At 59.6% G+C, this 14,236-nt stretch carries 10 protein-coding genes; all 10 read right to left on the minus strand.

Annotation, left to right across the window (positions count from 1 at the left end):
• Positions 1-4,629, minus strand: a complete 4,629-nt coding sequence (locus tag CAG22_RS14120) for an RHS repeat-associated core domain-containing protein (protein ID WP_256582425.1) — start codon at positions 4,627-4,629, stop codon at positions 1-3.
• 52 nt (positions 4,630-4,681) lie between these two features.
• Positions 4,682-5,113 (minus strand): DcrB-related protein, encoded by a 432-nt coding sequence (locus CAG22_RS14125; RefSeq protein ID WP_047933403.1) that lies wholly within the window; start codon positions 5,111-5,113, stop codon positions 4,682-4,684.
• Positions 5,114-5,161: 48 nt separating this feature from the next.
• Positions 5,162-7,147, minus strand: a complete 1,986-nt coding sequence (locus CAG22_RS14130) for a type VI secretion system Vgr family protein (protein WP_085692331.1) — start codon at positions 7,145-7,147, stop codon at positions 5,162-5,164.
• Between the two features lie 74 nt (positions 7,148-7,221).
• Positions 7,222-7,746, minus strand: coding sequence for an Hcp family type VI secretion system effector (locus CAG22_RS14135; protein ID WP_085692332.1), 525 nt, complete (start codon positions 7,744-7,746; stop codon positions 7,222-7,224).
• Between the two features lie 134 nt (positions 7,747-7,880).
• Complete coding sequence (icmH, locus tag CAG22_RS14140; RefSeq protein WP_085705631.1) at positions 7,881-8,750, minus strand: type IVB secretion system protein IcmH/DotU; 870 nt, start codon at positions 8,748-8,750, stop codon at positions 7,881-7,883.
• A 1-nt stretch (position 8,751) separates the two neighbouring features.
• Positions 8,752-10,089 (minus strand): type VI secretion system baseplate subunit TssK, encoded by a 1,338-nt coding sequence (gene tssK / locus CAG22_RS14145; RefSeq protein WP_085705632.1) that lies wholly within the window; start codon positions 10,087-10,089, stop codon positions 8,752-8,754.
• Between the two features lie 52 nt (positions 10,090-10,141).
• On the minus strand, positions 10,142-10,936 hold the full coding sequence (tssJ, locus tag CAG22_RS14150; protein WP_085705633.1) for a type VI secretion system lipoprotein TssJ: 795 nt from the start codon (positions 10,934-10,936) through the stop codon (positions 10,142-10,144).
• Positions 10,933-11,490, minus strand: coding sequence for an FHA domain-containing protein (locus CAG22_RS14155; protein WP_085705634.1), 558 nt, complete (start codon positions 11,488-11,490; stop codon positions 10,933-10,935). Before CAG22_RS14155 ends, tssJ begins: the two co-directional genes overlap by 4 nt.
• On the minus strand, positions 11,487-12,503 hold the full coding sequence (tssG, locus tag CAG22_RS14160) for a type VI secretion system baseplate subunit TssG (RefSeq protein ID WP_085692335.1): 1,017 nt from the start codon (positions 12,501-12,503) through the stop codon (positions 11,487-11,489). Before tssG ends, CAG22_RS14155 begins: the two co-directional genes overlap by 4 nt.
• Complete coding sequence (tssF, locus tag CAG22_RS14165; protein WP_085705635.1) at positions 12,467-14,233, minus strand: type VI secretion system baseplate subunit TssF; 1,767 nt, start codon at positions 14,231-14,233, stop codon at positions 12,467-12,469. The genes tssG and tssF overlap by 37 nt, the downstream gene beginning before the upstream one ends.
• Positions 14,234-14,236: the final 3 nt, after the last annotated feature.

Consider the following 14,236-nt stretch of genomic DNA (forward strand, 5'->3'; position numbering starts at 1 on the left):
TTACCTTATTATGATTTGCCCGACTGGCATGTTGGTGGTGTCTAAAGATCCTGGGCTGGTAATTTTCCCTTTGACGATGGTGATTACGATAGCGCTAGGGTCTTGTTTCGTGATTCGGATGGCATTATCCCATTCGCGTTGTGACATTCCGTTGATTTTCCCTTTGTCCACTGTTTGAATGTATACGGTTCGGCCCTTGGCATCAGTGAATGTCATGTCTGTATATGAACCTCCCTTCCGACCTAATCCTCCAGGTAGAGGCTTTAAGTATGTCTCTCTAAGTTCAATGCCAGTCCCTGTCTGTCGTCCCCCTTGAGTATGCGACATAGGTGAGAGTTTATTGTCACGTAAGAACTGATCTCTAATTTGATCCATGTGACGTTTCGTTAGTGTATTCCCCCGGCGGCAAAGCCCCAGAGGGTCGATCCATGCGGCGGTGTTGGGGCCGTACTGGTAGAGGTTTATTCCACCTGCCAACCCTGCAGGATCCGGTGTGGTGAACCTTCCCACATCTGGATCATAAAATCTGAACGTGTTGTAGTGTAGCCCCGTCTCTCGGTCAAGGTACTGACCTTGGTATCGCAAATTCTGCTCGCGCTCTTGCTGTGGACTGCGCCATTCATCTCGTGTGGCTCCCCAACCGTGATAATCGATGCGCCACAATGTATGACCATCTTCATCCGTTAACTGTTCGGGCAACCCGGCCAAGTTGGAGTGGAAATGCCGTATTTCTTCTTCATTCAGATTCTCGTCTATACGTGCTAGTGGCTCATAGCTGTTAGGGCTCGCATAGATATAAAGGGTGGGCAGTGAGCTCTGTACTTCTTGTAGCAAGCGTAATCCCTGCCAGTGAAACAGCGTCCGGCATAATGGCTCAGCTTCGCCTGGCTTGTAGATCGCCTTGCTGACCCGTCGCCCCAGCGGGTCGTAGGAGAATACAATGCGTTCAACCTCACCATATCTCTCCTGCTCCAGGCACACCAGCCTATGTTCGGCGTCATACTCGAAGCGCTGCAACCGATGGCTACCGATTCGCTTCTCACTTAAGCGGCCAAAGCGGTCGTAGCGGTAGCGCTTGTCCTGATAGGCGAGGACACGGTTGTGCTCCAATAGTCCGTTGAGCTTTGGCCCGTCGAACATGTTTCCTGCCTTGTCGTACTTGAAATCCTCGACCTGTGTCGCCTGCCAGTTGAGACGTGCCTGTTGGACGGTTTGAAGTTGTTGGTTGGGATCGTAGCCATACCGATTGCTGCCTGTGTAGCTCCTACCCGTATGGGGTTGGTTGTGAAAGCGACCGATGACCTGTTCGAGGTGGGCATCTTCATCACTGGCAGCGCAGGACATGCCTTTGCGCTGGGTCTGAGTCAGCACTTCGGCGACAAGGTTGTCGCTGGCGTCATAACGATAGGTTTTGTCCAGTAATGGCAAAACTTCAGCGGGGGCATCGCGGTAGTGGATTGCCTTGCCACTCAAGCGCCCGCTTTTGTCATAACGGGTGCGCGTAATCAGGTTGCCTTGGGTGCGCATGACTTCGTCATGCTCGGCATCACGCTCAAAGTCACTAATGACCCGGCCGTCCAGATTGATCTGGTGCAGGTGCCCACTGCCGTAGTAGAGGTAATTGATATTGCGTTGATCGGGGAGGGTGAGCGTCTGCAGATTGCCCAACTCGTCGTAGAGATACTGCAACAGCCCGGCGCTGCTAGTTTCGCTCAACAGTTGCCCTGCGGGGTCGTAGGTGTATTCAAGCTGCTGTTCTTCACCCTGATTATTTGTGAAAGTGATGGACAACAGGTTGTCGGCGGTGTTGTAGCTGTAGTCGGTAATGCCATCCTCGGTGCGCTTGCTCAGCAGGCGGCCGACGGCATCACGTTCGAAGTCGTGGCGAATCGGCGTTGTTCGAGTTGCTGGGGCGTTCTCGGACAAAGGCGCTTGTTCATGGAGAGAGGGCACGTGGGTGAGGCTGGTGACCCCATCCAGCACGTCGTATTCATAAATGCGACCACTGCCATCCAGGTCTTCCTGCGCGATTAGGCGGTCCAGCTTGTCCCAACCAAAGCGATACGACTCATTATTCTCGTTGGTGAGCTGTAGCAGTCGGCCGTAGGCGTCATAGCGAAATCTTACGCTGTGACCCATGGCGTCCAGCCGTTCGACCATACGCCCGCTGCGGTCGTAGCGAAATTGCAGCTTCTTTTGCGCAGGATCGATGTAGCGCGTCAGCTGGCCGGCGGTATCAACTTCGTAGCGGTCGATACGACCATCGGGTCGTTCGCTTTCTATGAGATAGCCGCGAGCGTCATAGCGGAAGTGGGTCTGCTCTCCGCGGGCATTGATGCTTTCGCTCAGGCGGCCATGCAAGTCGTAGTGGTACAGCGTCTGGTTGTTGCTGCAGTCGCGATAGCTGAGCAACTGGCCACGGGTGTTCCAACCCAGGTGCTTGGTCTTTTCGAGGGCATCGGTGACGCGGGTAACACGACCTTCCGGGTTGTATTGATACTGTGTGCTCCGGCCCAGTGGGTCCTGCTCCCACAGCAAATTGCCATGAGCATCGTAGCCGCAGCGCCGGGTACGTCCTGCTCCGTCTGTGACCTGAACGGGCAAAGCCCAGTGGCGCAGATAGCTTATGCGTTCGCTTCGCCCAAGCGGGTCACGTGTCTCGATCAGACGCCCGATATCGTCATAGCTGTATTGCCACTCGCCGCCCTGTGGATCAGTTCGTTTGACCAACTGGCCGGCGACGATCTCTGCTTGCCAGCAGTTCCCAAGTGCATCGACGTGCTTGTAAACGTCGTACAGCGGGCCCCAGAAATAGCGGTCTATACGTCCCAGTCCGTCTGTTACGAGGGTTTCGCCTTCTTCGAGGTTGTACTCGAACTTGTACTCCTCCCCATCGCTACCCCAGTGGCGAACCACCCGCCATTCGTGGTCAGGTTGCGGTTCAAGCAAAGGCGGCAGGCGATAGGGTGTTCCGTCCGCCCGTCTTGGTGTAGGACGTTTTTCAGGAATGGTGTAGCGTGCCCACTCGTACTCGCGGACGGCGCCGCTAGCCAATTGGTGGCGCTTCAGATAGCCCTCTTTGGTATAGCTGAAGCGGCGCACCACCTGACCTGTCGCATCCAGGACTTCCTGCAACTGCCCACTGTCGGTATAGCTGTAGCTGACCAGCAGCTCGTTCCGCTCGATAGCGGGCTCACCGTTATTTGACAGGAAGAGCCGCGACACCTTGCATACGCGCCTTGTATGCGCAGCATCATAGTGAAGCTGGACAACCGTCTGGCCGTACTTGTCATAGAGTGCTTGAAGGCGACCTTGTTTGTCGTAAAGCACATCTACGTAATTGAGATTGCGGTCGCTCAGCCTGATGAGTCTTGAACGACTGGGCTCGTGCGGGTCGACATCAAAAACCTTGTAGCGCCCCTCATGAATGTCCTCGACAACTGTTTGGCCATCCTCCAACTGGAAGAACGCCAAGCCGTCCACAACACTGACAAAGGCATCGCCGGCGCGCAGGCGCCCGAGTTCCAGGCGATTGCCTTCTTCATCGACGTAAATCCACAACTCGCCGCCTTCAGGATGCGGGACGCGGACCAGTTCAACTTCATAGGGAACACTCCAGCCCTTTCCGAACAGGCCGCCGGTGCGTAAGTCTCTACTGTCGTAACTACGAGCCCATTGGATTCCCAGCAAGCCAGGTAAGTTGAAATCAACATCCTCCGGACCGTCCTGGAACTTGCTACCCGTGGCGACCGCAACGGGGTTGCCCAATTTACAACCTTTGATGCGCCCAAAACGTCGTGAAATGAGTATCCCCGCAATGATCCCGGTAAACATCGCAACCTTGCTCTTGCCATTGCGAATATCCCGAACCGTCGCCGTCCCGCCGCCAATGCGTACATTTGGCGATACCTTCTCATTCACATCGATCGTGGCGTCGCAGGTGGTCTTGTCACCCGATCGCGCTGCAGGCTGGCCGTTGATGAAGACCTTGTCCGACCCTTGCGCAATATGGTTTTCGGGCAAAGGCGGGTGGCGGCTGCATGAAATCTTGTCTTGCTCTTTGGATTCCGCGCCGGGGTCCTTTGGCGTGGTGACGGGCGGATTGAAGATGTCGCGTATCGCCATGCCCAGCCCCACCACCGGGAGCAGGTAGGGCACCGCCGCCATGGCCATGGAACCCACGTTCTCCAGAATCGAAGGCTCTGCTTGCTCTGCGTCGGCCGCTCCCCCTCCTGGCGGCCCTGTGATACCGGCTGCGCGAGCGGCGGGCTTGCTGTTGACGAACACGTTGTGTGACCCGCTTTCGATCTTTCCATAGGGGTCGGGTGCATCCACGCTGTTGCCAAGGCTGTCGCAAAAGCGGGAGATGGCATCGCCGACAGTCTGGTCTTCACCGACCGAAAGGGTGCTCATCGCACCGACCGCCACCCCCGCAACGGCGGCGATGGCGATGCCAGCTGCGCCCCCCGTCGCGACAGTACCGACAACGGCCAGGCTGATAGCGGCAGCCACGGCGGCGGTGGCTGCGGCATAAATGACGGCCTCTGCAACTGCACTGACCATTTCGGCGATCAGGGACGGATGCAGTATTTCATCGCCCATGCGGGCGGCGTGAACGATCTGCGCCATGGCTTGCAAACTCCAGAAGTTCTGAATGAGGTTGACCTGGGTGGTGAAGGGGTCAGGTGAATCGGAGCTCTTGTTTGATTGCGCGCCAGTGCTCGATGTCGTCGCTGCTCAAAGGGCTTGGCTTGCTGTAGTTGATCACCAGCAGCCGGTGCTGGCCTGGAATCATGCAGGCGGCCTGGAGCTGGAAATTGGGCTTGTCCCCCACCTTGAATTCAATGGCCATTTCGCGGGCTTCGACGGAGTGTTCACCGCCCCCCAAACGCGCGATCTTCGTGGGTGTGATGGTCATTGCCCCGGACTTTTTTCGCAGCATCCGCAGTTGGTCATCGATGGCTTGGTCCAGGGTCTTGTCATTGGCGACGGGGCTGCGCGCCATTACCAACGTGGTGTCTCGGGCACGAAAGCGCAGCATGTTGAGCGTGAGGTCTTCAGGTGCTTCCTCGCCTAGATTGAGGATCAGGTCGTGAGTCAGGTATTCCGTCATTGCGGGAGTCCTTTCAGGAGGTCTTTACGTACGGGCAAGTGCAAGCAGCTACTTGAAATGCCCATCCACATCGGCTTTCAGTGCACTGCTATCGCGTCCATCCGCTGCGGCACCTGCCGCTCCGCCCTCAGGGTTGAGGTCGAGCTTCGCTGCGGGCGTGTTGATCTGTCCGGTCTGTTGGCCGGTGAGGTTGAAGGTCTCGCAGGTGATATTGAGCGTGCCGTTGGCCTGCATCTCGATCAGTGTCTTGCCGCACTTGAGGCGCAGGGTGTTGCCTGCTTCGATCTCGTAGTCGCCGGCGATGAGGTCGTTTTTGCCGCCGCCGACTTTCAGGGTGTCGTTGGCTTTCACCACGCGCAGGCGATTGCGGCCGATGGCAACGGACTCGTCCTGGCCAATGCTCTGGGTCCTATCAACACCGACGGTGAGAGACTGGTTGTTGTTGACCTGAGTGTTCTGGTCCTTCTGGGCATGGATGAACACCTCTTCCTTGCCCAGTTCGTCCTCAAAGCGCAGCTCATTGAAACCATCCCCCTTGTGGGTCTGGCTCTTGATGGTCATGCGGGTCTTGTGGTCGGGCAGGTCGTAGGGCGGGAGCTGATCACCACAGTAGGTACGCCCGGTAATCATCGGCTGGTCGGGGTCACCGTTGACGTACTGGATGATCACGTCCTGGCCAATGCGCGGGATCGCCATCGCGCCCCAGCTGCCACCGGCCCAGCCTTGCGACACACGCACCCAGCAGGAGCTGAACTCGTTGTTCTGGCTTTCACGGTCCCAGGGAAAGCTGACCTTCACCCGGCCCCACTCATCGCAATAGATCTCTTCTCCCTTCGGGCCGACCACGGTAGCCATGTGCGGGCCATCAACGCATGGTTTTGATAGTGGGGCAGGGCGCCATTCGGTCCGGCCGGGGACCAGCGCGGCGGTCTGCTCGTAGTGCGTGCTTAAATCTGCGCCGGCGGCTTCTTCCTGCAGGCTGGTGAATTGTTTGCCTTTGTGGGTAACCGTGCTCACCCGCCAATGCGCGTTGAGGTCGTCACGTGGGTGACCTGTCAGGGTGAAGCTCAGGCCCGGTTGCAGGCGAACATCGTCACCCTCAACCTCGGCAATACGCACATCGTGGCGCAGCGCAGTGATGCGGTTTTCAGTGAACGGCTTGCCGACCGCATCGCGTTTGTAACGGCCTGGGTAATCGAAGAATTCGTACTCGTTGGACTGATGCTCCAGGAAGGGCCCGGCAGCTCTGTGTTCCTGGCGGTAGGCCGGGTTGGTAAAGGTGTAGTCGCGCTGAACCTGGCGAGCGGTGCGCACCTGTTCGCTGTAGCGCAAGCGGCGAAGGCACGGCATGGCTTGATCGCCACCGCCGGTGGCTTGGTACAGCACGCTGTCAGGGTCTACAGGCTCGTCGGCATCAAAGAAGCCCTCGTCGTCATCCTCGGCCTTGATGGTCCCATGGCTGATCAGCCCGAATGATTGCAGCCGATCGGTAATGATCAGCTTGTGCAGCTTTTCACTGTGCGCAAAGCGGTAGACGAAGCCTTCTTCGGCAGCCAGGCGGGCGATGAACGCCAGGTCCGTCTCACCGGCCTGAACGCAGAACTCGCGGACCTGATGGTCCATGCTGGCGCGCAGTTCGTACTGGTTGATGCCCTGGCGCTGGAGCATCAGCTCGAGAATTTGCGGGACGGTCTTTTGCTGGAAGATGCGCCAGTTCGAGCGCAGGTCGGCCCGGGCCAGCTGGGGCTCGACCAGCGCGTGATAGTAGGTGCGGTAGAAGCCGCTTTCAGCCTGGCTGAATCGGCTGACCAGGCCATGCACGTAACGCACCGGGCGTTCGCCGTCCCAGATGGTAAAAAGTACGGGCTTGTCGAGCAGGTGGCCGAAGTCGATATCGTTTTCGAAGCTGATGAGTTTCAGCTCCAACTCGAAGGGCATGCTGATCCCCTCTCGGAGTTCGAACGACACCACTTCGAATTCAGCTTTTCCAACCAGCGGCTGGAAGCTGTAACGCAAGTCAGATTGGGCAGGCATAAGCAGTCCTTGTCGCCGGCTGACATTTAAGAAAGTCCGGGCAGGCAGGCCTGCCCGGTTGCCGTGCCGCTATATCAAACCGCAGTCTCTTTGGGTTTGCGCCAGTCGTCCCCGCCTGCCGTGCTTGCGGTGATGTGCTCCCACTCAATGCCACGGTAAGCCATCGAGACTTTGAAGAATTGAGTGAAATCCTTGTTGTCCTCGTCTTGGACGTGCGGCATTTCAAGATCGATATCGACGATTACCGCGTCGGTAAGCTTCGTCGTGAAGAATCGCTCTTGAGTGCCCTCGACCGAGGTCCGGTACCAGCTGAGCTCGACGTTTGGCAGCATTTCTCCACTGGAGAGCGCGCCGTATAGCAGCGGTACCGCTTTGTTCAACGCGCACGTGAAGATCAGCGGTCCATGCACGCGTTGTCCTGCCGGCTGACCGCTCTGCGGATCCGTGGGCACGGTGATTCGATGATTGACTTGCTGCACCAGAATTTGGTCTTCGTGGCCTTCCTGGTAAATGTTGCCGACGGAGTCAGCGGTGAAGGCACCCTTAGTGATGTTGCCTTGGGTCTTCCCTTCGATCGTGATGTAAGCGGGTGTTGGCATGGCAGTTTCTCCTGCGTCCATGTGGATATAAACACGCGCACCCAGGGTGGCGTGGCCATCGGGAACGATGGGCTTGTCAACGAAGCAAACGCTTCGCTAATTCGTTGAAATCCGTGGCGACACGCGCCGATCTCTTACTGCTGCAAGATGCCGTTCAGCGACTCCAGCACCTCGGTTGTAATGAGGTGCAGCCGGTAGCTGTAGATGCCGTAGGCCACCGCCATGGCGAGGGCGGAAATGACCAACGGACTCCACCACGGCCATTGCCGGTTCATGCGGAAGTTGCTTGGGGCGACGTTGGTGTACGGATCGCAGACGGTCTCCGGCGTAGGGCCGCGCAGCTCGCGAATGATCCCGTGCAGTTGATGTATCAGTGCGTTGAGGGATTCTTCGCCCTTCGGCGCGATGGCGTACTTGCCCTTCAAACCAAGGCACAGCGCGAAGTACATGAACTCCAGCGCGTCCTGATAACGTTTGGGCTCCTGCATGAGGCGCGACAGTACGGTGAAGACTTTCTCTCCACCCCAGGTTTCGTCGTGGAAGATGCTGAGCAGGGGTTCCTGGCTCCAGCAGCTGGTTTTACCCCAAGGCCTGTCCATGACAGCTTCATCGATGAAAAGGCAAAGACCGTATGAGTACGCCAGCAACTGAGCGGGCTCGTAGCCGTGCTGGCGCATCTCTTCCCGCACGTTTTCGATCTGGTTGCGCACCTGCTGGTGCACCTCCTTGATGTTGGGCAAGGCATCCAGTGTGCGCAGGCGTATCACCAGGCCGAACAGTGGCGCGGCTGCATCCAGCATCAGGTTGTCGTAGCCGCCACGTAGCTGGAAATCTGGGTCTGCCGGGTAGCCTTCATACACCGGCTCTGCCTTTGGCGTTCGCTCAGCGTCATCAGCCGATGTCGGTGCGGGTGAGTCGTTGGACAACGACGCCTCGAGCATCGCGTGCAGTTGCTCGCTTTCGACCTGTTCGGCATCAGTTGGGGGGCTGTTTTCTTCTTTCATTTCATTCACTCCTGATCGCCCAGAACTGCAGTTCCAGCCCCGGGAACTCCCCCGCGACATGGATACCGAAGCCACTGGATGCCTCCATGCCCGCCCAGGCCGGGGAGCGACGGTCCAGCTCGAAGTAGGTGAAGCCTGCATGGAAGGGCAGATCCCGAGGAGCCACGGGCAGCGGCACCAGTGGAATACCTGGAAGCTGCAGCGGCACTACCTCGTTCAACGACTCCAGCGAGACGACCTTTGCCTTCTGCACGAACATCCGACGCAATGTCTGAGGCGGCATTTGGGCTCGCACTGCCAGAATGAAGTCGGCCTCGTCGATCAGGCGGCGATCCTCCAGCGTGGTTGTCAGCAAGCCGTACTCCAGCGTCTCCAGCGGCAGCGAAACGGCGCGGGGTTGCAGTACCGTGCTCAGTGCCCGGCGTAGCGTGTCCTCCAGCGGCTTGAAGGAGGTGCGCAGCGCGGTATGGTGATAGGCGGGGTATTCCTGCGGCAGCCGGCTCTCGTCGGTAAACGTCACGAACTCGCCACAGGCCTGGCTCATGCACAGGTACAACTGTTCGGGGTGGGTCTGCCCTTGCCTGGCCAGATGCTGGAAGCATGGCCACCAGCGGTTCATGGCCTGCAGCAGGTTGAAGTCGCGAATGTCGGCGATGCCGGACTGCCCTGAGGCGCCAATGCGGGCGGCGAGGTTGCGCGCACGTTCGCGCAGGGAGTTGGTGATTTCTTCCAGATACCGTTGCAGCGCGGGTACGGCGCGCACTGAAACGCTGGTGGGATAGAAGCCTTCATCCAGTTGCAGGCTGCCATCGGGGCGCCGTTCCAGAATGCGCGTCACGGCCAGGCGGGTGTAGGCGCTGCTGTCGTCGGCCTTGCGTTTGAGTTGCAGGTTGGGCACCGCCAGGTCAACCTGCACCAGGTCACCGTCGGCGCTGTGCGTGTCCTTGATTTCCAGCGCCTGGGCGCTGTAACGGAAGTTGGCGGGGTTATCGGGCCAGCTCACCTCACGGCCACCTTCGGTGCGCAGCGGCAGGCACAGGTAGATCTCGCTGTCCTTCGCGCCGTCGTCTTCGATTTCCAGCGGTGGCGGTGGTGGCAGGTCTGCAGGGATATCGATCACCGTGCCGTCCGGCATGATGCCCCGTGCACGGGTGATGGCGACCTTGCCCAGGCTCAGATATTCGTCGTTCAACTGCAGCTCGCTGAAGCCATAGAAGGCTGCATTCAGGCTGCCAAGACGTTGATGCAGGGACGCTTCGGCGGCACGGGCGGCCTGCTGGAAATGCTGTGGTTTGACGAACAGGCCTTCCGGCCACAGGACAGGGTTACGTGAACTCATGAGCGCTCCATGTCAGCGTGAGTAAGCGAGAAGGGCAGGGTTACAGGCGCCATCAGTCTTCCTCCTTGAGCAGGAGCTGCGTGTCGTTGAGCAACACCGACAGGATGATCTGGTGCCCGCGGGGCGGAATGCGCAGCACCTGGCTCCAGGTGGCGTTTTCCTGGTTCCGGTAGTCGGCGATCACCGCGACGAAGCGCGTTTCGGGCTCGATGGGCGCAAAGGGGATGAACTTGAACTGGCCAGGGCGCAGCAGGTAATCGTCATCGCGTATGTAGGTGCTGCGCAGCGCCTCGGCAGGGTCCTTGTCCAGCAGTTCGTAAACGCTGTTGCGCAAGTGAGAGTCGTCGCGCAGTTGCAGGATCTTCACGGCCATGGGCGTAGCGACGGGCTCGGCGGCCACGGTGGTGGTGCGCGGCAAGGTCAGCACCACGGTCGGGTCGTCGTAGCTGCCCGGGGTACTTTCTTCCATGGGGGAGCGCGCCGGATCCTCGCCATCGTCAACTGGCGAATCGACGGGTGACATGGCCGGGAATTGTTCCTGCAGGTACTCGAACAGGGCCCCGACTTTTTCGGTCAGCACGTAGGGGTCGCCTGCACTCAGACTGACCGCGTAAGGGCTGGGCTCCACAACCGGCCCGGGCTCGGGCGCCACCTCAAGGCTGTTCGGGTTGCCATTGAGCGTTGGGCTGGCGTTGATGCTGAACGCGACCTGGGTGGGGTGTTCCCCGGGCGGTCCGACGGGCAATGAGGGGTCCATCACCACCTGGCCAATCTTGCTCAGGGACGTGCAACCCGAGAGCCCGATCAGCGCCGTCAGCAGGCCGGCCACGCATGTTGGACGCATCATGGGCGTTCTCCTGCAATCAGCCGTTCCAGTGGGCTCTGCTGCGCTGGCGCTGCCTCTGTGTCCAGTGCCGCCAAGGGGTCGTTGCCCATGCCCGGTTCGAATGCCGAGCAGATGTCCGCGACAGCCTGGGGGGCGGTTGCAGCGGCATGACAAGCCTCGGGTGGAACATTCAGCAACCAGTGATCAAGGGTTCTCTGTTCAGGGCTGAACAGGTCCTCCAGTGAGCGTGCATCGGCCTGCGCAAGCTGGGCCTGCAGCCGATAGGCGCCAATGCGCAGCTGGTCACCCTCGAGCAGCCGCCTGGCGGTAAGCGACCCCAGGCTGTGGAGGCTGTCGTTCAGGTAGGTACGCTGACAGCGATCGATGACGCAGAAGCTGCCCTCGATCCAGCGGATCTCGCAATGGATCGGTGCAACGCTCTGCTCACGATCGTTGATCTGCCAGGTGGCCTTCGCGCTGCCGATGGTGCCGCCTGTACGATCGAACTGATGTCGGGCAGCGACGTTGTGTTGCAACTGATCCAGGTTGGTGATGCTCAAGGTCAAAGTGCTCATGAGCGCCCCCGGAACCGCACCACAGGGCTGCTCTGGCCGTGACGGTCATCGACGAAGCTGGTCCAGCCCAGGTAGGCACCCAGGCTACGGTGCAGGCAGAAGGGCGGCAGTGCGTTCTGCTTCAGGCGCAGCTCCAGGTCGTAGGCGAGGCCATCACGCAGCAGGAAGTCGATCAATGCCCGTAACCGGCCGAAGTTGATGCCGCTGGGCAGCAGGTCACGCAATTGCGCTGGGTCGAGTTCGCTGATCACGATGGTGAACTTGCTGCTGCGCGTTCGCGTGCGGCTGCCCACCATGAAAGTGCTGCCCAGTTCGCCGTTGCTGCGGCCAAGGCTGACCAGTTGCCTGGCGGCAGTGGGGACCGAGCGGGTTTCGAACTCGCGGATCTGTACCTGCTTCAAGTCGAAGCAGTGGGCGATGATGCCGGCGACCGTGCCCGGCGCACGGCTGCGGCTGGCAATGACGCCGGCGAAACTGAGCAGCCGGCTCCACGGCAGTGCCGTGTCCCCGCGCAACTGTCTGTCATTCAACCCGAGCAGGGCAAAGATGTACTGGGAGAACCCATCGGTAGCTCCCGGCTGAAAGCGGATGTAGTAGCGATATTTACGCCAGATGCGATGCAGCAGGCTGAGCAGGTAGTGGTTGAAGAAATCGAAGAACGCCGGCCGCACACCGATGCCCTGTGCATGCTCGTATGCCACCTGCTCCAGGTAATAGGTGGGCAACGGCGAGTCGGTGCCATGCAAACCCATGAAGGTGGTGCACACGCGATAGCGGTCAGCTTCCCCGGGCATGCGTTCGACCTTGTATACGTCGGAAACCGGGAAACTCAGCCGCGGGTCACTGGAAAGCCGCACCCTCAACCGGGTGGCCTGATCTGGCCAGCGTGGTTCCAGGTCATCCCCGTGCAAGCCGTGCAGGCGTTCCAGCAACTGGAAGAAGTTGTACTGGTGCGCCTCGGCGAATAGCTTGTCGGCTAGATCAGCGGTTGTTTGCCGGTCTGGATTGGCCATGTGTAGTGCTCGTTGTTGGTGGTGTTGATCACTTCCAGTTGGTGGAAGGAATTGATGCTGGCGTACAGGGCGAAGAAGTGCGCGAGCACGCAACCGAACAGGTACAGGTCGCCTTCGCAGAGGAATGCGCTTTGATCCAGCTTCAGCCGCGTGCGCAAGCCACGAATGGGCTGGCCCTTGATCAGCCAGTCCAGCGGCTCTGTTTGCACATCACGGATGCCATCGAGGCGTTTGCGGGTGATGCGTGTCTGCTGGATGTCGTGCAAGGCCGCGAAGTCGTAAGCGCGGATGACCGCTTTCAGCGGCTCGGCCGAGAGCAGCGACAGGTAGTTGAGCGACATGTTGGAGATCAGGGCCCACTGCAACTGGCCATCCAGCACCGGCCGGTAGGGGCGGGTGGGGGCGCGGATGTTGGTATAGGTGGCCAGGGGCGGCGTGATCTCGGTGAGCACGTTGATGTCATCGATACCCAACGCCAGCGGCAGGTCGCGGTTGGTGCAGGTCAGGTCGATGGACGCTGTTTCCAGTTCGCCGATGTAGGCGTTGGCATCGGCGCGCACGAAAGCGATGCGGTGGGTGACGCCATCACCGCGCAGGGAGTCCTCGAGTGTGTAGCGGTAGTACAGCGCCGTGCGCCCTTGCACATGCTCGATCTCATGGGCGAACGACTCGAAGGGGCGGAAGGTTCTCAGGTGCTCACCGGTACTTCCGTCAGTCGTGGTGCGGGTGCTGATGACCCGATCGACACTGAAGATTTCATAGGCGTGCCGCTCCTTGCCTCTGGGCACAAGCTCGACCTGGGCGGGCCGGTTGGACAGGTCGATGGGCTCGGCGCTGTGGCTTAGCAGGTTCACTGCCGGGGTGCAGAACAGGCTGAAGTCTGCTTTGCCGACACGCAGCGAATCCGGTAACTGTCGGGTGAAGTGAAACTCGAGGCCGACCCGCTGAGTCGCTTGATCAGGCCAGATTTTCTCCAGGCCGGTGACGCTGACGAAGTGGAAACGCTCGGGAAATACGAAGTACTCCTGCAGGATCCGGTAACCGTCAAAGACGTTCTGTGGGTAAGGCAGCAGCGCTTCGTCCGGGCTGAAGCCTGGGAACACGATGCTGCTGGCCGGCAGCCGGCGTACCCCGCCATTGACTGTCACGCAGACATGCTTGAGGTATTGAGCGATCCACAGGTACAGCGTGCGGGCAGTTTGGGTATCACCGCTCAGGTGAAAGCCGAGGCTGGCGCAGCCCAGGGTGTTCATCGGCCGCTCGACCAAGGTTTGCAGGCCGATGCGAATCACCGAACTGTCGAGTGTCTGGGTTGCGTTCACCGACTCGATCTCGAACGGGTGAATGTCCACCGCCGTGCAGGTGCGGAATTCGCAGGGCACCCCATCCACGGGGCTGGAGAACAACCGCGAGCCTTTGGCGATGGGTTGCGACTGGCTGAGCGCTTGCTTGCGCGGCGTGAACTGGATGATCGTGGCGCTCGGCAGGGGCCGCAGGTAGTTGGGCCACAGCAACTGCAGCATGGGGTGCGTCAGCTCGGGCAGGTCGTCCTCCAGCTTGAGCCGCAGTTTGGCCGTGAGGAATGCAAAGGCTTCCATCAGGCGTTCGACATCCGGGTCGCTGCCCCCCTTGCCGAGCAGGCGGGCGAGTTGTGGGTTGTCCTGGGCGAAGTCGTTCCCCAGTTCATGGAGGTAACGCAACTCTTCGCTGAATCGGTCCTTGAGTGACATAGG

This window comes from Pseudomonas sp. B8(2017) (assembly GCF_002113575.1).
In the GTDB taxonomy this organism is placed as follows: domain Bacteria; phylum Pseudomonadota; class Gammaproteobacteria; order Pseudomonadales; family Pseudomonadaceae; genus Aquipseudomonas; species Aquipseudomonas putida_Z.